The sequence below is a fragment of the Hydrogenophaga sp. genome, assembly GCF_025699295.1.
In the GTDB taxonomy this organism is placed as follows: domain Bacteria; phylum Pseudomonadota; class Gammaproteobacteria; order Burkholderiales; family Burkholderiaceae_C; genus Hydrogenophaga.
In genome coordinates, this window is sequence record NZ_JAILWB010000007.1 from 38,312 (window position 1) to 59,967 (window position 21,656).

Sequence of the window (21,656 nt, forward strand, 5' to 3'; positions counted from 1 at the left end):
AGGTTGCCCAACGGGCCGCGAGTGCCCAGGACATGCACCGCCGACGTCGTCGCGTGGTGGCAACCAACCCAATCCCAACTCCCGATGGCTTTGATAGTTCACAAGTACGGCGGCACCTCCATGGGGTCGACCGAGCGCATCCGCAACGTGGCCAAACGTGTGGCCAAGTGGCACCGGGCCGGTCACCAGCTCGTGGTGGTGCCTAGCGCCATGAGCGGCGAGACCAACCGCCTGCTCGGCCTGGCCAGAGAACTGGCGCCTGGCAAGACCGATGACGCCTACAACCGCGAGCTCGACATGCTCGCGGCCACCGGCGAGCAGGCCTCGTCCGCGCTGCTGGCGATCGCGCTGCAGGCCGAGGGCATCGGCTCGGTGAGCTTTGCCGGATGGCAGGTGCCGATCAAGACCAACAGCGCCTTCACCAAGGCCCGCATCGAGTCGATCGACGACGTGCGCGTGCGCGCCGAACTCGCTGCTGGCAAGGTTGTCATCGTCACCGGTTTCCAGGGCATCGATCCCGACGGCCACATCACCACGCTGGGCCGGGGCGGCAGCGACACCTCGGCCGTGGCCGTGGCCGCCGCGCTCAAGGCCGCCGAGTGCCTGATCTACACCGACGTCGACGGCGTCTACACCACCGACCCACGCGTGGTGCCCGAGGCGCGCCGCCTCGAGCGCGTGAGCTTCGAGGAAATGCTGGAGATGGCCAGCATGGGCAGCAAGGTGCTGCAGATCCGCTCCGTGGAATTCGCCGGCAAGTACAAGGTGCCCCTGCGCGTGCTCTCCAGTTTCACGCCCTGGGACATCGACCTGAATGAGGAAGCCGCTTCCGGCACCCTGATCACTTTTGAGGAAGACGAAGACATGGAACAAGCCGTCGTTTCCGGCATTGCCTTCAACCGCGACGAGGCCAAGATCTCGGTGCTCGGCGTGCCTGACACCCCCGGCATCGCCTACCAGATCCTGGGTGCGGTGGCCGATGCCAACATCGAGGTCGACGTGATCATCCAGAACCTGAGCAAGGGCGGACTGACCGACTTCAGCTTCACGGTGCACCGCAACGATTACCAGAAAACGCTGGACTTGCTCAAGGCCAAGGTCGTGCCGGCGCTGGGCGCGGCCGAAGTGGTGGGCGACACGCGCATCTGCAAGGTCAGCATTGTCGGCATCGGCATGCGCAGCCACGTCGGCGTGGCCAGCCGCATGTTCAAGTGCCTGAGCGTGGAGGGCATCAACATCCAGATGATCTCCACCTCCGAGATCAAGACCTCGGTGGTGATCGACGAGAAGTACATGGAACTCGCGGTGCGTGCGCTGCACCGCGAATTCGACCTCGACCAGACCGCTGACACCCTCACCCGCTGAGCCGTTCTCCAGAGGAGAAGAGCCGGGTGAGTTGAGGCATAATACGCAGCTTCCGGAGCGATGACCGAGTGGCCGAAGGTGCTCCCCTGCTAAGGGAGTATGGGGTGTAGAGCCTCATCGAGGGTTCGAATCCCTCTCGCTCCGCCAGACACAAAACCCCATCGCCGTTGGCCGTGGGGTTTTTTCATGCGCGGACGGGCCTGTGACTCTTCAACGCCGGTGCCGTCGAACCACCATGATGCCGATCCCGATGGCGCTTCCAATGATGAGATGAATCGCGATGTTGCCCCAAGTGAGAGGCGACTGATTGATGACCAGGGACATGGATCCAAAGGCCGCCCCACCGGCCAGGCCAACTGCCAGCGGAGTGAAGCCCCGCAGCAGGCCCCGCAAAGCGAGCGTCAGCATCAACGCGCCGACTGATCCAGCAAGCAGCAGCGAGGCGTACGTGTTGCCTCCGAACATCCAGCGTGCCATCGCGAAAACCCCGATCAGGACCACCAGATAGATGCCGTAGCGCGGCGGGATCGCTTCGTAGCCTTCTGAGCCTTGCAGGCCATGCTGGAGTTCCTGTTCGCGCCGCGCCTGCCCGGCGCCACGGCCCATGGCCTCGTCCAGGCTTTGCGCGGGCCGGGTAGGGATGCCGCGGTAGCCCTCGCTGTCGCCCCGCTGATGCTCGTTGAAGCCCATCGTTCTCTCCTTCGGTGCGTGTGTCGGTGAGGCGACTATCGGTGATATCCCCGTTTCCAGCAACGCATCGACACCCCGAACGCTGAACACGGTGCCGATGCCGGGCCATTGTGCTGACGCGACAATGCACCATGCAAAACCCGACCCCTGCCGCGCTTTCCACCACGGCCTTCGCCACCCTGCTGCTGATCGCCTTCATGATGGGCGCCAACCATGTGGCCGCGCGCCTGGCGTTCGACCATGGCGTGAGCGTGGCCACCGCCGTGGCCTTTCGCAGCGGCGTCACGGCGCTGGTGGTCGCGGGCATCCTGATTGCGTACCGCGTGCCGGTGGCGCTGCAGGCACGGCATCGCAAGGCCTTGCCCGCCATCGGGCTGCTGGTGGGCGTGCAGAGCCTGTGCCTCTACGCGTCTGTCGCGCGCCTGCCGGTGGCCCTGGCGCTGCTGGCTTTCAACACCTATCCCTTGTGGACCGCGCTGTGGGCGCGCATCGTGTACGGGCAGCGCCCGCAGCCGCGTGTGCTGCGTGCCATGCCGGTGATGCTGCTCGGCCTGGCGCTCGCGCTGGACGTGTTCGGCGCTGCGTCGGGGCTGGGGGCTTCAGGGCACTGGGCAAAGATCGGCGTGGGGGTGGCGTTCGCGCTGGCGGCGGCGGCCACGTTCGGTCTGGCCCTGGTGCTGACCCAGCATGAAACGGGTGCACTCGACGGCCGGTTGCGCACTGCAAGCACCATGGCCATCGTCTCGGTGATGGCGCTGGCCGGAGCGGCCACGCAAGGCGGGCTGTCATTGCCCACCGCACCGATCGGCTGGTGGGGGCTGCTGGGCCTGACCTTCCTCTACGGCACGGCTTTCACCATCATGTTCACCGTGCTGCCACGGCTCGGCGTGGTGGGCAACTCGGCCATCATGAACATCGAGCCGATCTTCGCGCTGGTGCTGGCCTGGGCGATCCTGGGGCAGGCGATCGCGCCGGTGCAGGTGGCCGGGGGCCTGGTGGTGGTGGCCACGGTGATGTGGCTGGGTCTGCGCAAAGGCTGAACGGGGCGGCAGCCTGCCGTGCTGGCCTCGCACGGTGGCGCGGCGAGGGAACTACTCCGGATCGTCCAGCGAGGCACTCCAGCGGTCGTTCCATTGATCGCGCGGCGCTGCATTGCGCCAATCTTCGATGTGACGGCGGTCGCGCTTGGTCGGTCGGCCCAGGGGCTGGCTGTGCGCGGGCTCCGGTGCCAGCCGGCGCTGCTCGGCGGCTTCGCGCCGCTGCTTGAGCGAGGCCTCGGTTTCCTCGTACAGCAGGGCGGCCACCGGTGCCGGGCCACGCACGCCGCTCAAGGCCCGCACGACCACCGTGCGGGGTGCGTCCTGGGCCATTCGCAGCTCCAGCGTGTCGCCCGCCTTCACCTCGCGCGAGGGTTTGGCGGGCAGGCCATTGAGGCGCACGTGGCCCTTGTCGATGGCCTCGCTGCTCAGGCCACGGGTCTTGTAGAAGCGTGCGGCCCAGAGCCACTTGTCGAGGCGCACCTTGTCGTTGCCGTGGAGGTCGGGAGTGTTTTTCATGGAGCGGTGGAAGGCGTGGCCAGCGGCAGGCGCACGGTGGCGTCGAGACCGTGCAACTGGCCATGCTCGACGCGGTTGTCGAGTTCGATGATGCCCTGCAGCGACTGCACGATCTCATGACAGATCGCCAGCCCCAGGCCGGAGCCGGACACGCCGGGTACCTGGCCCGGTTCGGTGGCAAAGGGCTGAAACAAACGTGCGCGCAGCGCCGGCGAAATGCCGGGGCCCTCGTCGCGAATGGTGAGCGCGGCGGTGTGCCGGTCCGCGACGAGCACCACCGAGAGGGTGGAGCCTGGCGGCGTGTTCTTGATCGCGTTGTGCAGCAGGTTGCGGCTGAGTTCGCGCAGCGCCCATTCATGCGCCTGCACTGGCGCGGCCTGTGTCTCGATGGAGAAATCCAGCGAGTTCGCGGCCATCAGGGCCGAGAGGTCCAGCGCGACCGCGCGTACCACGTCCGACCAGTCGAGCACGGGTGCGCTGCGGTCCTGCCGCAACTGTTCCACCTTGGCCAGTGCCAGCATCTGGTTGGCCAGCTCGGTGGCGCGATCCACGGTGTGGCCGATCTCCTCCAATGCCTGCGCGGGCGGGGCATCCCCGCGCCGGGCCGACTGCACCTGCGTCTTGAGCACCGCCAGCGGTGTGCGCAACTGGTGCGAGGTATCGCGCACAAAGCGCTTCTGGTGCTCCAGCAGATGCGACAGGCGCTGCATGTGCTGGTTGGTGGCATCGAGCAACGGCAGCAGCTCCCGCGGCGCTCCCTCGGTGGGCAGCGGCGAGAGGTCGTTCTCGCTGCGCATGCCCAGCGCCTGGCTGAGCGCGCGCACCGGCCGTGTGGCGCGCTGCACCACGAACACCACCACCAGCGCGATCACGATCACCAGCGCGGCCTGGCGCAGCAGCGTGTCGGCCAGGATCTGCCGTGCCAGCGTCTGGCGCAGCTCGAGCGTTTCGGCGACCTGGATCGTGGCCATGCCCTGCTCGTAGACACCCGAGACCGGTTGCAGCAGCACCGCCATGCGCACCGGCACGCCGCGGTACTCGTCGTCGTAGAAGTTGACCAGCGCGGCGTAGAGGTTCTTTTGCGGGATGTCGCGGCGCGAGGCGGGCATGTCGTCGAAGCCCGACACCATCTCGCCTTTGAGACCGCTCACGCGGTAGAAGATGCGGCTGCGGTTGTCGGCCTCGAAGGCTTCAAGAGCCGAATACAGCAGGGTAGATTCGATGCGCAGGTTGTCGCCCGAGCCGGTCACGCGAAGTTGCTCACCCAGCGACTTCGCGGTGGCCAGCAGCGTGCGGTCGTAGGCAGTGTCGGCTGCGGCGAGGGCCTGGCGGTACAGCACCACGGTGTTGACAAGGACGAAGCCGAACACCGGCACCAGGATGCCCAGCAGCAGGGTACGGCGCAGCGAGACCGGCCGCTTCATGTGGAGGCCTTGAGCAGATAGCCGAGGCCTCGCAGCGTGACCAGCTGTGCGCCGGTGTGGGCGATCTTCTTGCGCAAACGGTAGGCCACGACCTCGATGGCCTCGGGCTGCACCTGGCTCTCGCCCGGGAACACCAGCTCGAACAGGCGTTCCTTGGCGATGGCGTGGCCGGGCTTGCCCAGCAGGGCCTGCAGCAGCGCGAGCTCGCGTGGCGCGAGTTCCATCGGCTGGCCGCCGAAGTAGACAGCACCGCTGTCCCGCTCCACGTGCATGCCGCACCAGGCGGGCGCGCGCGCGCCGGGGTCGGCCTGGCCCGAGCGGCGCACCAGCGCGCGCACGCGCGCCTCGAGCTCGTCCAGGTCGAAGGGTTTGGGCATGTAGTCGTCGGCGCCGGAGTTGAGCCCCAGGATGCGGTCGCCCACGGTGCCGCGTGCGGTGAGCACGATGACCGGCGTGGTCAGGCCGGCCGCGCGCGCCTGGCTCAGCACGTCGAGCCCGTCCACGCCGGGCAGGCTCAGGTCGAGCAGCACGGCGTCGGGCAGGCTGGCCTGCCACAGCGCCAGCGCGCGCGCGCCGTCCTCGCAACCCAGCACCTGCATGCCGCGCCGCTCGAAACTGCGCCGCAAGGTGGTCTGCATCGTGGCGTTGTCTTCGATCAGCAGCAACTTCATGGGCCGATTATCGGCACGCGGCGCGCGCGCGGTGGTCCGGACAGGTGCTCAGGGTTTGTCCGGATCGGCTGGACAGCGAACTGACAGCCCCCGCGCAGAGCATGGCCACTCCCTCCACCCACACAGGAAAGTGAACATGAACCTCAGCTTGAGAAGAAATGCCATCGCCCTCGCGGCTTTCGGGCTTGCCAGCGGCCTGGCCAGCGCGCAGTCCTCCGTCACCCTCTACGGGGTGGTCGATGTTGCCGTCGAACGCATCAAGGGCGCGACCTCGCTCACCCGCGTGTCCTCCGGTCAGCAGCAGGGCTCGCGCTGGGGCCTGCGTGGCTCTGAAGACCTCGGCGGCGGCCTCAAGGCCGTGTTCCTGCTGGAGTCCGGCTTCAACGCCGACGTGGGCACGCTGGGGCAGGGCGGCCGCCTGTTCGGGCGCCAGGGCTACGTGGGCCTGGCCGGTGGCTGGGGTGCGCTGCGCCTGGGCCGCCAGTATTCGCCCATGGACGACATCGCCGGCGTGATCGGCACCAAGACCTACGACGTGCTCAGCGTGGTGCCCATCATCGGCAACGGCGACTACAACCGCGTGGACAACGCCATCACCTACGTCTCGCCCACGGTCGCCAACACCGTCTTCCAGCTGCAGTACAGCCTGGGCGAGGAGCGCGCCAGCAGCAACCCGAGCCCGGATTTCGGCAAGCAGCTGAGTGCGCATGCGCTGTACGCGCAAGGACCGCTGACGGCGGGCCTGTCGCTGATGCAGGTGAAGGACGCCGACGGTGCCCTGGCCGGCCAGCAGGGCAGGGACGCGCTGCTGCTCGTGGGTGCCTACGACTTCGGCAGCTTCAAGCTGTCGGCCTACTACGACGTGGAAGACAGGGCCGCCGAGAAACTCAAGGTGTACGGCCTGGCCGCGGCGTTCAAGTTCGGCGAGACCACACTGTCGGTGGGCGCGGCGCAGGCGAAGAACGTCACCGGATCGGCGGCGCTGGACGACGCGAAGATCTTCACCCTGCAGGCCAGCCACAACCTGTCCAGGCGCACGGCGGTCTACAGCCACCTCACCGCAGTGTCGAACGACGGCGTGGCCGCGCTCGGGTTCAACGGCCCGGTGGCCGGGGGCCGCTCCAACGGCATCCAGGTGGGGCTGCGCCATCGCTTTTGATCGGTGCTGGGCGCTGGCCTAGGGTTTTCACCGAGGAAGTGGACAGCGAACTGACAGCGTGCAGGCAGAAGATACGCCAGTCGGTTCACCCCATATCAAGGAGACAAGCCATGCGCCGCGATACCTTCCTCAAATCCCTGGCCGCCCTCGCCGCTGCCGGTGCCCTGCCCACTGCCGCCTGGGCCAACGTCAGCATCAAGATGATGATCCCGGCCAACCCGGGCGGTGGCTGGGACGGCACCGGCCGCGCGCTCGGCGAAGCCCTGCGCGATGCCGGCGTGGCCTCATCGGTCACCTTCGAGAACAAGGGCGGCGCCGCCGGCGCGATCGGCCTGGCGCAGTTCTACAACGCCAGCAAGGGCGACCCGAATGCGCTCATGGTCATGGGCGCGGTCATGCTCGGCGGCATCATCACCGGCAAGCCGCCGGTGTCCGTCACCCAGCTCACGCCGATCGCGCGCCTGACCACCGAATACAACGTGTTCGTGCTGCCGGCCGACTCGCCCTTCAAGACCATGAAGGACGTGGTCGAGCAGCTCAAGAAGGACCCGGGCAGTGTCAAGTGGGGCGGCGGCTCGCGCGGCTCCACCGAACACATCGCCGCCGCGCAGATCGCGCAGTCGGTCGGTGTGCCGGCCTCGAAGATCAACTACGTGCCCTTCAGGGGCGGTGGCGAGGCCACGGCAGCCATCCTGGGCGGCAACGTCAGCGTGGGCGGCAGCGGCTACAGCGAATTCCAGCAGTACATCGAAAGCGGCAAGATGCGTGCGATTGCCGTTACGTCCGGTCAGCGCGTCAAGGGCATCGACGTGCCGACGCTGAAGGAGCAGGGTATCGACGTGGAGATCGGCAACTGGCGCGGCGTGTTCGGCGCGGCAGGCATCACGCCGGCCCAGCGCGACGAACTGACGCAACGCATCGTCAAGGCCACACAGAGCAAGAGCTGGGCTGCCGCGCTGGAGAAGAACAACTGGACGCCCGCGCTGCTCACCGGCAAGGCCTTCGACGAGTTCGTGGACAAGGACTTCTCATCGCTGCGCGCGACCATGGTGCGCGCGGGCATGGTCTAGAGCCCGCAAGCACCCCTGCGCCGCTTTGCGGCTTTCCCCTCTGGCGCGCCTTCGGTGAGCACTGATATGGATTCCCTCGATACCCGATCACAAACCAACCACCGCCCCGGTCAGCTCGCCATGGGCATCGGTGCCCTTGTCGTGGCGGCGGTGCTCGCCTGGGGCGCTATGGACATCCCCTCCGACGCGGGCTATGCCGGCGTCGGCCCCAACTTCCTGCCCTGGGTGGTGAGTGCCGCGCTGGCGGCATGCGGCGTGATGCTGATCCGCGAGGTGCTCACGGGCGGCTACCGGCAGATGGAAGAGCCTTCGGGCGCCGCGCGGGGCGACTGGCGCGCGCTGGCCTGGGTCTCGGCCGGCATCCTGCTCAACGCGGCGCTGATCACCACCATCGGTTTCATCCTGAGTTGTTCGCTGTGTTTCATGCTCGCCGTGCGCGGTCTTCGCGCCAGCGAGGGCAAACCCATCGGCGACCTGCGACAGACCGTGAAGGACGCGGTCACCGGCATGCTGATCGCCGCGCCCGTGTACTGGCTGTTCACCAAACTGCTGGCCGTGAACCTGCCCGGCATCACCGCCACGGGCTGGATCTGACATGGACGTCCTCAACCAGCTGCTCGCCGGCTTCGCCACCGCCGGCACCCCCGTCAACCTGCTCTGGGCCTTTGCCGGCTGCGCGCTGGGCACGGCCATCGGCGTGCTGCCCGGCCTGGGCCCGGCCGTCACCGTGGCCATGCTGCTGCCCATCACCGGGCAGGTGGAACCCACGGCGTCGATGATCTTCTTCGCCGGCATCTACTACGGCGCCATGTACGGCGGCTCGACCACTTCGATCCTGCTGAACACGCCGGGTGAGACCGGCACCATGGTGACCGCGCTCGAAGGCTTCAAGATGGCCAAGAGCGGGCGCGCGGGCGCCGCGCTGGCCACCTCGGCCATCGGCTCCTTCGTGGCCGGCAGCATCGCCACCATCCTGGTCACGCTGTTCGCGCCCATCCTGGCGGAGTTCGCGGTGCAGCTTGGCCCGCCCGAGTATTTCTGCCTGATGCTGCTGGCCTTCACCACGGTGAGCGCGGTGCTTGGCCAGAGCACGCTGCGCGGTCTGACCGCGCTGTTCTTCGGCCTGGCGCTGGGCCTGATCGGCATCGACCAGATCACCGCGCAGGTGCGCTACACCGCCGGCGTGCTCGAGTTCATGGACGGCATCGAAGTGGTGCTGGTCGCCGTGGGTCTGTTTGCCGTGGCCGAGGCGCTCTACAACGCGCTCTACGAAGGCCGCAGCACCGCCACCATGAACAAGATGAACCGCGTGCACATGACGCGGCGCGACTGGCGCCGCTCCTGGCCGGCCTGGCTGCGCGGCACCGCCATCGGCTTCCCGTTCGGCACCATCCCGGCCGGCGGCAGCGAGATCCCGACCTTCCTGAGCTATGCGACCGAGCGCAAGCTCGCCGGTCCCGAGGAAAAGAAGGAGTTCGGTACCACGGGCGCCATCGAAGGCGTGGCCGGCCCGGAGGCGGCCAACAACGCGGCCGTGACCGGCACGCTCGTGCCCCTCCTCACGCTGGGCATTCCCACCTCGGTCACCGCGGCCATCCTGCTGAGCGCGCTGCAGAACTACGGCATCAACGCCGGGCCGCAGCTGTTCCAGACCTCGTCGGCCCTGGTGTGGGCGCTGATCGCCTCGCTCTACATCGGCAACGTGATGCTGCTGGTGCTCAACCTGCCCATGGTGGGCCTGTGGGTCAAGCTGCTCAAGATCCCGCGCCCGCAGCTCTACGCCGGCATCCTGATCTTCGCCACCGTGGGCGTGTACGGCATGCGCCAGAGCGCGTTCGACCTGTTCCTGATGTACGGCCTGGGCCTGCTCGGTGTGGTGATGCGCCGCTACGACTTCCCCACCGCGCCGGTGATCGTCGGCCTGATCCTCGGCCCCATGGCCGAGGCGCAGATGCGCAACGCGCTGTCCATCGGCGAGGGCAGTTTCATGGTCTTCCTGCAGCGCCCGATGTCGGCCACGCTGCTGGCCGTGGTGGTGGCGGTGCTGGTGTTGCCGCGCCTGCTGGCGCGGCGCACTCGCATGGCTTGACGATACCGGTAGGGGGTACCATCCCGGCATGACCCGGGACGACCGCCTGCCGCGCGACGCGCAAAGCATTCTCGAACTCGCCGCGCGCTCGATGTTCGAGCTGTTCGCCAACGCCAGCGAAGGCATGATGCTGGTGGACCGCGACGCGCGCGTGGTCTGGATCAACGACCAGTACCGCCGCTTTCTGCCGGCGCTGGGCTTCGAGCGCGAGGAAGACTTCGTGGGTCACCCGGTCTCCCGCGTGGTGCAGAACACGCAGATGCACCAGGTGCTGGCCACCGGCAAGCCGATCCTGATCGACCTGCTGACCAACCGCGCGGGCACCTTCGTGGTCAGCCGCATCCCGCTGCGCGACGGCGCGGGCGAGGTCATCGGCGTGCTGGGCATCGTGCTGTTCGACCACCCCGAGACCACGCTGCAGCCCCTCATCAGCAAATTCGCGCGGCTGGAGCAGGACCTGAGCGAGGCGCGGCGCGAACTGGCCAGCCAGCGCCGCACCAAGTACACCTTTGCCAGCTTCGTCGGCAGCAGTGCCGCGGCGCTGGAGGTCAAGCGCCAGGCGCGGCGCGCGGCGCAGTCGGCCAGCCCGGTGCTGCTGCTGGGCGAGACCGGCACCGGCAAGGAGCTGCTGGCGCACGCGATCCACGCGGCTTCGCCGCGCGCGGGGCGGCCGTTCGTGAGCGTGAACATGGCCGCCGTGCCCGACACGCTGCTGGAGGCCGAATTCTTCGGCGTGGCACCCGGTGCCTACACCGGCGCGGACAAGAAGGGTCGCGACGGCAAGTTCAAGCTGGCCGATGGCGGCACGCTGTTCCTCGACGAGCTGGGCGACATGCCGATGTCGGTGCAGGTGAAGCTGCTGCGCGCGCTGCAGGAGGGCGAGATCGAACCGCTGGGCTCGAACAGGCTGTTGCGCTTCGACGTGCGTGTGGTCGCCGCCACCTCGCGCGACCTGCAGCAGATGGTGGCCGAAGGCAGCTTCCGCGAAGATCTCTACTACCGGCTCAACGTGCTGCCCATCCGCGTGCCGCCGCTGCGCGAGCGCCGGGACGACATCGCGCTGCTGATCGAGGCCTTGTGCGAGGACATTGCCGCACGCGGCGGCGGTGCCCAGCTGGAGCTGACCACCGATGCGCAGGCGTTGCTGGCCGCGCAGAGCTGGCGCGGCAACATCCGCGAGCTGCGCAACGTGCTGGAGCAACTGGCGCTGCGCAGCGACTCGCACCACATCACCGCCGCGCAGGTGGGCGCGGTGCTGCGCGAGGCCGGATTGCCCGCGCTGGCGCCGGCACAAACAGCGGCGCCGCTGCGCGCGGCTGCAGGCGCCGAGTCCGAAGGCGCTCAGCTGCGCCCGCTGCCCGAGCAGATTGCCGAGCTGGAGCAGCGTGCCATCGCGCTGGCGCTGGCGCACACCGGTGGCAACCGCACTGCTGCAGCGAAGCTGCTGGGCATCTCGCGCGCCAGTCTGTACGACCGCCTGACGTCTTCCGGTGGATTGTCTGAAATTCATACGATTGCCTGAATTTCAGACGTTTCTTCATCTTCAAATCGTCTGAAATCTGGACGACCCAGATTGACCCGCTTGAAAACCTGTTGAATATCAACGGCGTCCGGTGTTGGCATGAAGCCTGCAATGAATGACCACGGCGCAACGCGCTGTGACCGTTCCAACCAGGAGACAAGACATGACCCACATCACCCGCCGCCTCGCGGTCCTCGCGCTCGCCTGCACCGCTTCGCTGGCCATGGCCCAGTCGAACAAGGGCGAAATCCGCATCGCCCACGTCTACGACAAGACCGGCCCGCTGGAGGCCTACGCCAAGCAGACCCACACCGGCCTGATGATGGGCCTGGACTACGCCACCGGCGGCACCATGATGGTCAATGGCAAGAAGCTCGTGGTGATCGAGAAGGACAGCCAGTTCAAGCCCGACGTGGGCCGCGCGCAACTGGCCGCCGCCTATGCCGACGACAAGGCCGACATCGCCATCGGCCCGACCGGCTCGGGCGTGGCGCTGGCCATGCTGCCGGTGGCCGCCGAGTACAAGAAGATCCTGCTGGTCGAGCCGGCCGTGGCCGACTCCATCACCGGCGACAAGTGGAACAAGTACATCTTTCGCACCGGCCGCAACAGCTCGCAGGACGCGATCTCCAACGCCGTGGCGCTGGACAAGGCCGGCGTGAGCATCGCCACGCTGGCGCAGGACTACGCCTTCGGCCGCGACGGCGTGAAGGCGTTCAAGGAGTCGATCAAGACCGCGAAGATCGTGCACGAGGAGTACCTGCCGACCAGTACGACCGACTTCACCGCCGGCGCGCAGCGCCTGATCGACAAGCTCAAGGACCTGCCGGGCCGCAAGGTGATCTGGATCATCTGGGCTGGCGCGGGCAACCCGTTCAAGATCGCCGATCTCGACCTCAAGCGCTACGGCATCGAGATCGCCACCGGCGGCAACATCCTGCCCGCCATGGCCGCGTACAAGAACTTCCCCGGCATGGAAGGCGCGACCTATTACTACTTCGGCATCCCGAAGAACAAGGTGAACGACGCGCTGGTGGCGCAGCACTACACGCAGTTCAAGGCCCCGCCGGATTTCTTCACCGCCGGTGGGTTCTCGGCCGCGATGGCGGTGGTGACAGCGCTGAAGAAGACCGGCGGCGACACCAACACCAACAAGCTGATCCAGACCATGGAAGGCATGAGCTTCGACACACCCAAGGGCACGATGACCTTCCGCAAGGAAGACCACCAGGCCATGCAGAGCATGTACCACTTCAAGATCAAGGTGGACCCGGCCTTCGCCTGGGGCGTGCCGGAGCTGGTGCGCGAGATCAAGCCGGAAGAGATGGACGTCCCAGTGAGAAACAAGCGCTGAGCTTGACCCACCCCCGCGCCGCGCCTGCGGCGCGTCACCCCCTCAAGGGGGCAACACATGCGGCCCGGCAAAGCCGGTTCCGCTGTGTTCTTGAACTGTCGCCGCGCTGCGGCTCCGAGGCTACCCATGCTTGAAACCCAAGACCTCACGGTCCGCTTCGGTGGGCACGTGGCGGTGAGTGCTGTCTCGTGCGCGTTCGCGCCGGGCACGCTTACAGCCATCGTCGGCCCCAACGGCGCGGGCAAGACGACCTACTTCAACCTGATCTCCGGACAGATCAAGGCCAGTGCCGGGCGCGTGCGGCTCAACGGGCGGGATCTGTCCGGGCTGGGTGCACCGGCGCGTGCGCAGGCCGGGCTGGGGCGCGCGTTCCAGCTCACCAACCTGTTCCCCAACCTCACGGTGCAGGAGAACGTGCGCCTGGCGGTGCAGGCCCGGGCCGGCGCGGGGCTGAACCTCTGGCGCGTCTGGAGCGACCGGCGCGACCTGCTGCAGCGTGCCGACGAGGTGCTGGAGACCGTGGCGCTGGCCGACAAGCGCGACGCGCTGGCGTCGAGCCTGCCGCACGGCGACCAGCGCAAGCTGGAGGTGGGCATCCTGATGGCGCTGGAGCCGCAGGTGTTCATGTTCGACGAACCCACCGCCGGCATGAGCGTGGACGAGGTGCCGGTGATCCTGAACCTGATCCGGCAACTGAAGAACGACAAGACCAAGACCATCCTGCTGGTCGAACACAAGATGGACGTGGTGCGCGAACTCTCGGACCGCATCATCGTGCTGCACAACGGCGAGCTGGTGGCCGACGGCGAACCCGCCACCGTGATCGCGTCGCCCGTGGTGCAGCAGGCCTACCTGGGCATCAACCCGGAAGAAGAGGTGAGCGCATGAGCGACCTCCTGACCTTGAGCGGCGTGCACACGCACATCGGCGCGTACCACATCCTCCATGGCGTGGACCTGCAGGTGCCCGAGGGCCAGCTCACCATGCTGCTGGGCCGCAACGGCGCGGGCAAGACGACCACGCTGCGCACCATCATGGGACTGTGGCACGCCAGCCAGGGCACGGTGACGCTCGATGGCGCGGACATCACCCAGCGCCCCACGCCCGACATCGCGCACAGCGGTGTGGCCTACGTGCCCGAGAGCATGGGCATCTTCTCGGACCTGTCGGTGCGCGAGAACCTGCTGCTGGCCGCGCGCGGCGCGCGCACGCTCGACGACATCGACACGCAGCGGCTCGAATGGATCTTCGGCCTGTTCCCGGCCATGAAGAAGTTCTGGCTGCACCCGGCCGGCAAGCTCAGCGGCGGGCAGAAGCAGATGCTCGCGGTCTCGCGCGCGATCGTGGAGCCGCGCAAGCTGCTGCTGATCGACGAGCCCAGCAAGGGCCTGGCGCCCGCGATCATCCAGAACATGATCGCGGCCTTCAAGGAACTCAAGGCCGCGAAGACCACCATCCTGCTGGTCGAGCAGAACTTCAACTTCGCGCGCCAGCTCGGCGACACCGTGGCCGTGATGGACGACGGGCGCGTGGTGCACAGCGGTTCGATGGCCGAACTGGCGAGCAACGAAACCCTGCAGTCGAAGCTGCTCGGACTCTCTCTCGGAGCGCACCAATGATTGCCCTCAAGGACTTCGACTGGAAGCCGCTCGCTCTGGTGCCCGTGCTCGCGCTGATCGCGCTGCCGCTCACCGGCAGCGCATCCACCTGGCTCACGCTCACCGTGGCGGGTCTGGCCATGGGCATGATCATCTTCATCATCGCCTCGGGCCTCACGCTGGTGTTCGGGCTCATGGACGTGCTCAACTTCGGCCACGGCGTGTTCATCGCGCTGGGCGCCTTCGTGGCCACGACCGTGCTGGCGAGCATGAACAGCTACACCACGGCCGACAGCCTGTGGCTCAACCTGGTGGCGCTGCTGCCGGCCATGCTGGTGGCCATGGCGGTGGCCGGCGCGCTGGGCTGGGTGTTCGAGCGCCTGATCATCCGCCCGGTGTACGGCATGCACCTCAAGCAGATCCTCATCACCATGGGCGGCATGATCATCGGCGAGGAGCTGATCAAGGTGGTATGGGGGCCGGAGCAGATTCCGCTGCCGCTGCCCGAGTCGCTGCGTGGGTCCTTCATCTTCGGCGACGCAGCGGTGGAGAAGTACCGCCTGCTGGCGGTGCTGGTCGGCGCAGCGGTGTTCGCGGCCATGGTCTGGACGCTCAACCGCACCAAGGTCGGCCTGCTCGTGCGTGCCGGCGTGCAGGACCGCGAGATGGTCGAGTCGCTCGGCTACCGCATCCGCCAGCTCTTCATCGGCGTTTTCGTGGTCGGCAGCGCGCTGGCCGGCCTGGGTGGTGTGATGTGGGCGCTGTACCAGCAGTCGGTCATTCCGCAGATGGGCGCGCAGGTGAACGTGCTGATCTTCATCGTCATCATCATCGGCGGCCTGGGTTCCACCACTGGCGCGCTCATCGGCGCGCTGCTGGTGGGTCTGATGGCCAACTACACCGGCTTCCTGGTGCCCAAGGTCGCGCTGTTCTCCAACATCGCGCTCATGGTCGCCATCTTGCTGTGGCGGCCCCAGGGCGTCTATCCCGTGACCAACCGTTGAACAGGAGCGCCGCATGATTTCCCGCATCCTCTCCAACGACCTGCCGCGCAGCCGCTGGCTGGCCGCCGTGCTGATCGTGCTGTTCCTCGGCCTGGCCTTCGCGCCCTTCCTGTTCCCGGGCGTGAAGGCGCTCAACGTGGCCGCCAAGGTGCTGATCTTCGTGGCGCTGGTGGCCAGCTTCGACCTGCTGCTGGGCTACACCGGCATCGTCAGCTTCGCGCACACCATGTTCTTCGGCATCGGCGCGTACGGCGTGGCGATCGCGCTGAACGCGGTCGAGGAACCGAGCTGGGGTGCGATCGCGCTGGGCGTGGTCTGCGCGCTGGCGATCTCGTTCGTGCTCTCGCTGCTGATCGGCCTGTTCTCGCTGCGTGTGAAGGCGATCTTCTTCGCCATGATCACGCTCGCCGTGGCCTCGGCATTCCTCACCCTGGCCTCGCAGCTCTCGGACTTCACTGGTGGCGAGGACGGCCTGAGCTTCTCCGTGCCCGAGCTGTTGTCACCCGCCTTCAGCCTGCGCGAGGAGCCGCTGGCCACGCCGCTGGGCGAGGTGGATCTGGACGGCCGCTTCATCACCTACTACCTGCTCTTTGTCGCGGTCACGGCGATCTTCCTGACCATCCTGCGCATCGTGAACTCGCCCTTCGGCCGCGTGCTGCAGGCGATCCGCGAGAACGACTTCCGCGCCGAGGCCCTGGGCTACCGTACGGTGGTCTACCGCACGCTCTCCAACGTGCTCTCGGCCGCGTTCGCCACGCTCGCGGGCTGCCTGCTCGCGCTCTGGCTGCGCTACCAGGGACCCGACACCTCGCTGTCGTTCGAGATCATGCTCGACATCCTGCTGATCGTCGTCATCGGCGGCATGGGCACGCTGTACGGCGCGCTCATCGGCAGCGTGATCTTCGTGCTCGCGCAGAGCTACCTGCAGGACCTGCTGCGCCTGGCGGGCGGTGCCGCCGAGGGCATTCCCCTGCTGCCCGCGCTGCTCACGCCCGACCGCTGGCTGCTCTGGCTGGGTCTGCTGTTCGTGCTCTCGGTCTATTACTTTCCCACCGGCATCGTGGGCAAGCTGCGGGAGCGCGCGGTGCTCGCCCGCCTGAGGGGCCGCCCATGAATCCGACCACGCCGCCCGCACCCCGCTCGCGCTACCTCGCTTGCGAAGGCCGCGAGATCCACTTCATGGACTGGGAGCCCGAAACCCCCACCGGGCCGGTGGTGGTGGCCTGGCACGGCCTGGCGCGCACCGGCCGCGACATGGACCCGCTGGCCGCACACCTGTGCGCCCTGGGCTGGCGCGTCATCTGTCCCGACACCATCGGCCGCGGCCTGAGCCAGTGGAGCCCGGCGCCCGAGGCCGAGTACTGCCTGGACTTCTACAGCCGCATCGCCACAGCACTGGTGGACCAGCTCGCGCTCAAGCGCTTCCACTGGGTGGGCACCTCCATGGGGGGCGCGATCGGCATGGCGTGCGCCGCCGGCCCGTTGCACGGGCGCATCGAGCGCCTGGTGCTCAACGACATCGGCCCGAAGCTGGCCGACGCCGCCGTGCAACGCATCCGCAGCTACGCCGGCAGCCCGCCGGCCTTCGCGACCGTGGGCGAGCTGGAGCAGTACTTCCGCACCGTCTACAAGCCCTACGGCTATCTGAGCGACGCGCAGTGGCGCCTGTTCACCGAAAGCTCCACCCGCCGCCTGCCCGACGGCCGCGTGACGCCGCACTACGACCCGGCCATGGTGCAGCAGTTCATCCACCACCCGGCGGACTACGACTTGTGGCCCGCCTACGACCGCATCGACATCCCGGTGCTCTGCCTGCGCGGCGCGGACTCGGACCTGCTGCTGGCCGACACCGCCGAGGCCATGCGCGACCGGGGTCCGCGCGCGCTGGTGGTGACCATTGCCGGATGCGGTCACGCGCCGGCGTTGAACGTGCCCGAGCAACTGGATCTTGTGCAGCGTTTTCTGGCGGGGCACTGAGCTGAGACAGACCCGGTACGATCGAGTTCATGGATGGCCACTGACCATGAACCCGGTTGAGCATGAATGCATCATCCTGTTCGCAGTCGTCGAGATGATCGACGACATGGTGAACCACGCCATGTTCGAGCGGCTTGTGACTACAAAGGATACGAACGTCATGTTCGTCGGTTCGGCTGAGAAGCGGCTCTTCAACATCTTGCTTGTGGATTTTCTTTCCGCCCCAGTGCCGAGGGGTGGCTTCATGCCCTTCGATCTCCCTGCGGTACCTGCACAAGGCCTGACGGATCGGAGCTATTTGTTCTATTTGAAGCAGGTGTGTGCACATCCGCAGCTAGGGTCAGATGCAACGGAGCTGTCCCACACGGTAGAGCACTTTGCGGCGTGGCTTGAGGATAGACAACCAATTGATCGGATGTGGCTTGGCGAAGTGGGGGTGGAGTCAAATCTATTGGCGAGTAGGTACGAATTCCTCAAGATTTCCGGGAACATCGGGAAGCACAACTTCTCTAGGCTGGATTCAGATATTGGGAGACTTGTTCGGATATATGCCGACAGTGGGACGCCTCTGACGAGGGCTCAGGCTGTTGTCGCGCTCCCGAGCATTTACGAGTGGCTTCACTCGAACTATTTCGCTTATCACGCGAGCACAATCGCGGAGTTCTTGAATCAACTTCGGTGGTCTATCCAGCGATTCTTGGAGCCGGAATGGAAACGGTCTTACATCCGAGATGCGGATCCAAACTCACCAAGTTATCAATACAGTTATCCGGTGGGGTGCAACGAGGAAGTTGCACGCTCAATGTACTGGTGCCTCATGAACAAGGTTCGCCAACGTCCGCACTTCCCGGAGTTCACGGTAACGAAGCATTTGAAGCAGCAGTACTGAGGCCGTCGTGGTCAATGGGGCGCTTGGCAGTGGGACTTGGAGTCTTGCTACTTCTCAGGAAAATGTCCTCAGCTGCGGTCTAGGTGCGCCCAACCCGGTACGTTCACAAAGTAGCGCAACGCCTTGCCCTGGCCTCGCGTGAACAGCAATCCACCATGCACCAGTTGAGCCAGATCGCGCGTGGCCGTGGCCTTGGACGTGCCGGTCATCTTGATGTACTTCGCCGCGTTCAGGCCGCCGAGAAATCCACCGTCGCCATCGTCCAGCAAACGTTGCACCACCTTGCGCTGCCGCATGTTCATTTCGGTGCTGGCGTGTTGTGCCCAGAAGCGTGATTTTTCCAGCGCGACCTGAATCAACGAGCCGGTGTGCTCGCAGGCGCGCAGGTACTGCTGAATGAACCACAGCACCCACGCGGACACGTCGGTGTCGCCATGTTGTGCGGCCTGCAGCGCGTCGTAGTAGCCGCGCCGCTGCGCCAGCAACTGGTGTGAAAGACTCACCAGCCGCTGTGGCGCGGCCGCATCCTGGGCCAGCGCCAGGTCGATGATGGCGCGACCGATGCGGCCGTTGCCGTCTTCGAACGGGTGGATGGATTCGAACCAGAGGTGTGCGATGGCCGCGCGGGCAATGCCATCCAGCGGCACCGCTTCTTGCGTCAGGCCGGGCCGCGTGCGCGCAAACCAGTCCAGGAAGGCCTGCATCTGCGGGTCCATCTGTGAAGAAGGCGGCGCCGTGTAGTGCACCACTTCCCGTCCGGGCAGGCCACTCACGATCTGCATGGGATCCGCATGGTCGCGGTAGTTGCCGACCCGGATGCGCCGCAAGCCGCTGGCACCGGTGGGGAACAGTGCCGCGTGCCAGCGGCACAAGCGGTCCTTGCTCAGCGCATCCGCAAAGTTCCGGGTTGCGTCTTCCATCACGTCCACCAGCCCATCCACTTGCCGGTTCACGGGAGCCGTCGCGTCCGAATCCAGCCCGAGATGCCGCAGCACGGACGACCGCACCGAATCCGGGTTCAATGCCTCGCCCTCGATGGCGGAAGTGGCCAGGGCTTCCTGTATCCACAATTCGCGCAGGGTGGGCGCGGTGGCATCCAGCCCCACGGCGGCGCATTGGCCGATCAACTGCCCCTGACGCTGCCGAGCCCGGAGCAGGGCGGCCGCCACTTCGGCGGTCGACGCCGTCAGGTCGGGCCAGCCAGGGGCTTGCCAGATCAGGAGCGCGGGGGTGGAGGAGCGTTTCATGAGCCGCATTTTAGGCAAATACAGCTCAAAACATGAGCCGTATTTTGCAAAACCCAGCTCATCGGTGCGATTGCTGCGTACAGGGGTGGCGCCACCCCCTGAGGAAGGCTACTGGCGAAGAACCTTCTCCATCTTCCTGCCCTTCGCCAGCTCATCCACCAGCTTGTCCAGGTACCGGATCTTCTGCATCAGCGGATCCTCCACCGCTTCCACCCGCACACCGCAGACCACGCCCGTGATCAGCGACGAGTTCGGGTTCATGGCCGGGGCGTGGGCGAAGAAGGTTTCAAAGTCGTTGCCCTGTTCGATCTGCCGCTCCAGGCCGGCCTGGTCGTAGCCGGTGAGCCAGCGGATGATTTCGTCGACTTCTTCTTTCGTCCGGCCCTTGCGCTGCGCCTTCTGGACGTACATGGGGTAGACCTTGGCGAAGGCCATCGTGAAGATGCGGTGGGTGGTGGTTTGGGTCGCGGCCATGGTGGGGTTTCACTCCTGCAAACTGCGCTCGCGACACATCATGAGCGTTCTTCGCACATCGGCACAATGGCCCCTTCTGATGGAAGGGGTCCCCCAATGAAGACACACCATGTGGCGGTGCTGGCGCGGCATGACGTCGGCACGATGCGATCCATGCTCGCCATGTTTGGCGAGGCGTTTGAAGATATTCCCACCTACACGCAAGCCCAGCCCGACGACGCCTGGCTGCAGCGTCTGCTGGCGGGCGATGCGTTCATCGCCGTGGCCGCGCTGGCCGGCGAGAAGGTGGTGGGCGGGCTGGCGGCGTATGTGTTGCCCAAGTTCGAGCAGGCGCGTTCGGAGATCTATATCTACGACCTGGCGGTGGACGCCGCGCACCGGCGCCAGGGCATTGCCACCGCGCTGATTGAGGAGCTCAAGCGCGTGGCGCGGGAGCGGGGCGCCTACGTGATCTTCGTCCAGGCCGATCACGGGGACGACCCGGCGATCGCGCTGTACACCAAGCTGGGTGTGCGCGAGGACGTGCTGCATTTCGACATCGCGCCCGGCGGCGTGCCGCTACAGTCGGCGCCATGCAGACCAAATGGCTTGAAGACCTGATCGCCCTGTCGCACACCGGCAGCCTCACGCGCGCCGCGGAGCAGCGGCATGTGACCCATCCGGCCTTCGGGCGGCGCATCAAGGCGCTGGAGGCCTGGGCCGGCGCGCCCCTGATCGAGCGGCGCGGGACATCCGTGCACTTGACGGGGCAGGGCGAGAAGCTGCTCGGGTACGCGTTGCAGATGGTCCCTGCCATGGCCCAGGCCAGGAGCGAGATCGCGGGGGCGGACGGCGAAGGGCGCGCGGCCACTGTGACCCTGACCACGGGCCGCACCCTGGCCCGGACGGTGGCGGCCGACTGGCTTGCCAGGATCCGGCGCCAGCGCGCCGGCGTGCGGGTGGTGGTGCGCACCGGGTCGATGGCGGAAACCCTGCAGCGCTTCGAGCGCGGCGAGTCGGATTTCATGCTGACCTACCACCACCCGCAAATCGCCATGCGGCTGAGTTCGCACCAGTACCTGCAGCGCAGGGTGGCGAGCGATCGCCTGGTGCCGGTGGGCAAGGTCAACGCCCTGGGGCACGCGTCGTTCGGCTTTGACACCGCCCAGGCCGTCCCGTACCTGGCCTATGCCGACACCCTGGCCCTGGGGCGGCTGGTGCGTGACCACCTGAGCAACCACCCGAAGGCGCCGCGGCTCGCGGAGACGATCGAATGCGATTCGGCCGACGCCTTGCTGGAATACGCGCTCAAGGGATTGGGCGTGGCGTGGCTGCCATGGTCGCTGGCCGCGGGCGCCTGCAAGGCGAAGCAGCTGGCGCCGGTGGGCAGCAAGGCCCTGGAGATCGGCTTCGAGATCCGCATGGTGCGCGCCAAGCGGAAACTCTCACCCGCGGCGGAATCGTTCTGGCAGACTGTGGACCCCGGTTGACCGGTACGTTCCGGCAATCCTGTGTGCCGAAACGGCACAACCGCGGTGTGTCCCCGAACCAAGAATCGGGGCTCCACAGGAGACACACCATGAAAAAT

The 21,656-nt window shown here is 66.8% G+C and carries 22 protein-coding genes and 1 tRNA gene; 17 read left to right on the forward strand and 6 right to left on the reverse strand.

Features of this window, described 5'->3' with window-relative positions; translation table 11 throughout:
• The first annotated feature begins 84 nt into the window (after positions 1–84).
• Both K5880_RS08655 and K5880_RS08660 read left to right on the forward strand, forming a co-directional pair.
• Positions 85–1,365, forward strand: a complete 1,281-nt coding sequence (locus K5880_RS08655; RefSeq protein WP_297650789.1) for an aspartate kinase — start codon at positions 85–87, stop codon at positions 1,363–1,365.
• 54 nt (positions 1,366–1,419) lie between these two features.
• Positions 1,420–1,512, forward strand: a tRNA-Ser gene (locus tag K5880_RS08660).
• Positions 1,513–1,575: 63 nt separating this feature from the next.
• On the opposite strand, the gene K5880_RS08665 is transcribed toward K5880_RS08660, so the two are convergent.
• Positions 1,576–2,055 (reverse strand): hypothetical protein, encoded by a 480-nt coding sequence (locus K5880_RS08665; RefSeq protein ID WP_297650791.1) that lies wholly within the window; start codon positions 2,053–2,055, stop codon positions 1,576–1,578.
• A 131-nt stretch (positions 2,056–2,186) separates the two neighbouring features.
• Here K5880_RS08665 and K5880_RS08670 point away from each other — a divergent pair, with 131 nt between their 5' ends.
• The gene (locus K5880_RS08670; RefSeq protein WP_297650792.1) at positions 2,187–3,095 is read left to right on the forward strand and encodes a DMT family transporter; all 909 of its coding nucleotides are present in this window, start codon (positions 2,187–2,189) and stop codon (positions 3,093–3,095) included.
• A 51-nt stretch (positions 3,096–3,146) separates the two neighbouring features.
• On the opposite strand, the gene K5880_RS08675 is transcribed toward K5880_RS08670, so the two are convergent.
• From K5880_RS08675 to K5880_RS08685, 3 genes are read right to left on the reverse strand one after another with little or no spacing between them, the layout of a single operon-like run.
• The gene (locus K5880_RS08675) at positions 3,147–3,611 is read right to left on the reverse strand and encodes an RNA-binding S4 domain-containing protein (protein ID WP_297650794.1); all 465 of its coding nucleotides are present in this window, start codon (positions 3,609–3,611) and stop codon (positions 3,147–3,149) included.
• Positions 3,608–5,035: a sensor histidine kinase gene (locus K5880_RS08680; RefSeq protein WP_297650796.1), complete on the reverse strand. Its 1,428-nt coding sequence runs from the start codon at positions 5,033–5,035 to the stop codon at positions 3,608–3,610. The genes K5880_RS08675 and K5880_RS08680 overlap by 4 nt, the downstream gene beginning before the upstream one ends.
• Entirely contained in the window at positions 5,032–5,706 is a 675-nt protein-coding gene (locus K5880_RS08685) for a response regulator transcription factor (protein WP_297650798.1), read from the reverse strand. Before K5880_RS08685 ends, K5880_RS08680 begins: the two co-directional genes overlap by 4 nt.
• A 136-nt stretch (positions 5,707–5,842) precedes the next feature.
• Here K5880_RS08685 and K5880_RS08690 point away from each other — a divergent pair, with 136 nt between their 5' ends.
• From K5880_RS08690 to K5880_RS08745, 12 genes are all read left to right on the forward strand, one after another.
• On the forward strand, positions 5,843–6,865 hold the full coding sequence (locus K5880_RS08690) for a porin (protein WP_297650800.1): 1,023 nt from the start codon (positions 5,843–5,845) through the stop codon (positions 6,863–6,865).
• A gap of 110 nt (positions 6,866–6,975) precedes the next feature.
• The gene (locus K5880_RS08695) at positions 6,976–7,935 is read left to right on the forward strand and encodes a tripartite tricarboxylate transporter substrate-binding protein (protein ID WP_297650802.1); all 960 of its coding nucleotides are present in this window, start codon (positions 6,976–6,978) and stop codon (positions 7,933–7,935) included.
• Between the two features lie 66 nt (positions 7,936–8,001).
• Entirely contained in the window at positions 8,002–8,529 is a 528-nt protein-coding gene (locus tag K5880_RS08700; RefSeq protein ID WP_297650804.1) for a tripartite tricarboxylate transporter TctB family protein, read from the forward strand.
• Position 8,530: 1 nt separating this feature from the next.
• The gene (locus K5880_RS08705) at positions 8,531–10,024 is read left to right on the forward strand and encodes a tripartite tricarboxylate transporter permease (RefSeq protein ID WP_297650806.1); all 1,494 of its coding nucleotides are present in this window, start codon (positions 8,531–8,533) and stop codon (positions 10,022–10,024) included.
• Between the two features lie 28 nt (positions 10,025–10,052).
• The gene (locus K5880_RS08710; RefSeq protein WP_297650808.1) at positions 10,053–11,546 is read left to right on the forward strand and encodes a sigma 54-interacting transcriptional regulator; all 1,494 of its coding nucleotides are present in this window, start codon (positions 10,053–10,055) and stop codon (positions 11,544–11,546) included.
• Between the two features lie 163 nt (positions 11,547–11,709).
• Entirely contained in the window at positions 11,710–12,900 is a 1,191-nt protein-coding gene (locus tag K5880_RS08715) for a substrate-binding domain-containing protein (RefSeq protein WP_297650810.1), read from the forward strand.
• Positions 12,901–13,026: 126 nt separating this feature from the next.
• Positions 13,027–13,788, forward strand: a complete 762-nt coding sequence (locus tag K5880_RS08720; protein WP_297650812.1) for an ABC transporter ATP-binding protein — start codon at positions 13,027–13,029, stop codon at positions 13,786–13,788.
• Positions 13,785–14,519 carry an ABC transporter ATP-binding protein gene (locus K5880_RS08725; RefSeq protein WP_297650814.1) on the forward strand — a complete coding sequence of 245 codons (735 nt, stop codon included), beginning with the start codon at positions 13,785–13,787 and terminating at the stop codon, positions 14,517–14,519. The genes K5880_RS08720 and K5880_RS08725 overlap by 4 nt, the downstream gene beginning before the upstream one ends.
• Positions 14,516–15,502 (forward strand): branched-chain amino acid ABC transporter permease, encoded by a 987-nt coding sequence (locus tag K5880_RS08730; RefSeq protein WP_297650816.1) that lies wholly within the window; start codon positions 14,516–14,518, stop codon positions 15,500–15,502. The genes K5880_RS08725 and K5880_RS08730 overlap by 4 nt, the downstream gene beginning before the upstream one ends.
• A gap of 13 nt (positions 15,503–15,515) precedes the next feature.
• Positions 15,516–16,616 (forward strand): branched-chain amino acid ABC transporter permease, encoded by a 1,101-nt coding sequence (locus K5880_RS08735; protein ID WP_297650818.1) that lies wholly within the window; start codon positions 15,516–15,518, stop codon positions 16,614–16,616.
• The gene (locus tag K5880_RS08740; protein WP_297650819.1) at positions 16,613–17,479 is read left to right on the forward strand and encodes an alpha/beta hydrolase; all 867 of its coding nucleotides are present in this window, start codon (positions 16,613–16,615) and stop codon (positions 17,477–17,479) included. The genes K5880_RS08735 and K5880_RS08740 overlap by 4 nt, the downstream gene beginning before the upstream one ends.
• Positions 17,480–17,525: 46 nt before the next feature.
• A complete protein-coding gene (locus K5880_RS08745; protein WP_297650821.1) occupies positions 17,526–18,368 on the forward strand; it encodes a hypothetical protein in 843 nt (280 codons plus the stop codon).
• A 68-nt stretch (positions 18,369–18,436) separates the two neighbouring features.
• On the opposite strand, the gene K5880_RS08750 is transcribed toward K5880_RS08745, so the two are convergent.
• Together K5880_RS08750 and K5880_RS08755 are read right to left on the reverse strand one after the other, a co-directional pair.
• Positions 18,437–19,615 carry a Fic family protein gene (locus K5880_RS08750; RefSeq protein ID WP_297650823.1) on the reverse strand — a complete coding sequence of 393 codons (1,179 nt, stop codon included), beginning with the start codon at positions 19,613–19,615 and terminating at the stop codon, positions 18,437–18,439.
• 108 nt (positions 19,616–19,723) lie between these two features.
• Positions 19,724–20,089, reverse strand: coding sequence for a DUF2200 domain-containing protein (locus K5880_RS08755; protein ID WP_297650825.1), 366 nt, complete (start codon positions 20,087–20,089; stop codon positions 19,724–19,726).
• Between the two features lie 96 nt (positions 20,090–20,185).
• Here K5880_RS08755 and K5880_RS08760 point away from each other — a divergent pair, with 96 nt between their 5' ends.
• Together K5880_RS08760 and K5880_RS08765 are read left to right on the forward strand one after the other, a co-directional pair.
• Positions 20,186–20,689 carry an AAC(3)-I family aminoglycoside N-acetyltransferase gene (locus tag K5880_RS08760; protein ID WP_297650827.1) on the forward strand — a complete coding sequence of 168 codons (504 nt, stop codon included), beginning with the start codon at positions 20,186–20,188 and terminating at the stop codon, positions 20,687–20,689.
• Positions 20,662–21,558, forward strand: coding sequence for a LysR family transcriptional regulator (locus tag K5880_RS08765; protein WP_297650828.1), 897 nt, complete (start codon positions 20,662–20,664; stop codon positions 21,556–21,558). The genes K5880_RS08760 and K5880_RS08765 overlap by 28 nt, the downstream gene beginning before the upstream one ends.
• Positions 21,559–21,656 lie beyond the last annotated feature (98 nt).

Excerpts from the sequence above, each read along its gene's own strand:
- K5880_RS08655 (WP_297650789.1), top strand. The coding sequence starts at position 85 with ATGGCTTTGATAGTTCACAAGTACGGCGGCACCTCCATGGGGTCGACC.
- K5880_RS08665 (WP_297650791.1), bottom strand. The coding sequence starts at position 2,055 with ATGGGCTTCAACGAGCATCAGCGGGGCGACAGCGAGGGCTACCGCGGC.
- K5880_RS08670 (WP_297650792.1), top strand. The coding sequence starts at position 2,187 with ATGCAAAACCCGACCCCTGCCGCGCTTTCCACCACGGCCTTCGCCACC.
- K5880_RS08675 (WP_297650794.1), bottom strand. The coding sequence starts at position 3,611 with ATGAAAAACACTCCCGACCTCCACGGCAACGACAAGGTGCGCCTCGAC.
- K5880_RS08680 (WP_297650796.1), bottom strand. The coding sequence starts at position 5,035 with ATGAAGCGGCCGGTCTCGCTGCGCCGTACCCTGCTGCTGGGCATCCTG.
- K5880_RS08685 (WP_297650798.1), bottom strand. The coding sequence starts at position 5,706 with ATGAAGTTGCTGCTGATCGAAGACAACGCCACGATGCAGACCACCTTG.
- K5880_RS08690 (WP_297650800.1), top strand. The coding sequence starts at position 5,843 with ATGAACCTCAGCTTGAGAAGAAATGCCATCGCCCTCGCGGCTTTCGGG.
- K5880_RS08695 (WP_297650802.1), top strand. The coding sequence starts at position 6,976 with ATGCGCCGCGATACCTTCCTCAAATCCCTGGCCGCCCTCGCCGCTGCC.
- K5880_RS08700 (WP_297650804.1), top strand. The coding sequence starts at position 8,002 with ATGGATTCCCTCGATACCCGATCACAAACCAACCACCGCCCCGGTCAG.
- K5880_RS08705 (WP_297650806.1), top strand. The coding sequence starts at position 8,531 with ATGGACGTCCTCAACCAGCTGCTCGCCGGCTTCGCCACCGCCGGCACC.
- K5880_RS08710 (WP_297650808.1), top strand. The coding sequence starts at position 10,053 with ATGACCCGGGACGACCGCCTGCCGCGCGACGCGCAAAGCATTCTCGAA.
- K5880_RS08715 (WP_297650810.1), top strand. The coding sequence starts at position 11,710 with ATGACCCACATCACCCGCCGCCTCGCGGTCCTCGCGCTCGCCTGCACC.
- K5880_RS08720 (WP_297650812.1), top strand. The coding sequence starts at position 13,027 with ATGCTTGAAACCCAAGACCTCACGGTCCGCTTCGGTGGGCACGTGGCG.
- K5880_RS08725 (WP_297650814.1), top strand. The coding sequence starts at position 13,785 with ATGAGCGACCTCCTGACCTTGAGCGGCGTGCACACGCACATCGGCGCG.
- K5880_RS08730 (WP_297650816.1), top strand. The coding sequence starts at position 14,516 with ATGATTGCCCTCAAGGACTTCGACTGGAAGCCGCTCGCTCTGGTGCCC.
- K5880_RS08735 (WP_297650818.1), top strand. The coding sequence starts at position 15,516 with ATGATTTCCCGCATCCTCTCCAACGACCTGCCGCGCAGCCGCTGGCTG.
- K5880_RS08740 (WP_297650819.1), top strand. The coding sequence starts at position 16,613 with ATGAATCCGACCACGCCGCCCGCACCCCGCTCGCGCTACCTCGCTTGC.
- K5880_RS08745 (WP_297650821.1), top strand. The coding sequence starts at position 17,526 with ATGAACCCGGTTGAGCATGAATGCATCATCCTGTTCGCAGTCGTCGAG.
- K5880_RS08750 (WP_297650823.1), bottom strand. The coding sequence starts at position 19,615 with ATGAAACGCTCCTCCACCCCCGCGCTCCTGATCTGGCAAGCCCCTGGC.
- K5880_RS08755 (WP_297650825.1), bottom strand. The coding sequence starts at position 20,089 with ATGGCCGCGACCCAAACCACCACCCACCGCATCTTCACGATGGCCTTC.
- K5880_RS08760 (WP_297650827.1), top strand. The coding sequence starts at position 20,186 with ATGAAGACACACCATGTGGCGGTGCTGGCGCGGCATGACGTCGGCACG.
- K5880_RS08765 (WP_297650828.1), top strand. The coding sequence starts at position 20,662 with ATGCAGACCAAATGGCTTGAAGACCTGATCGCCCTGTCGCACACCGGC.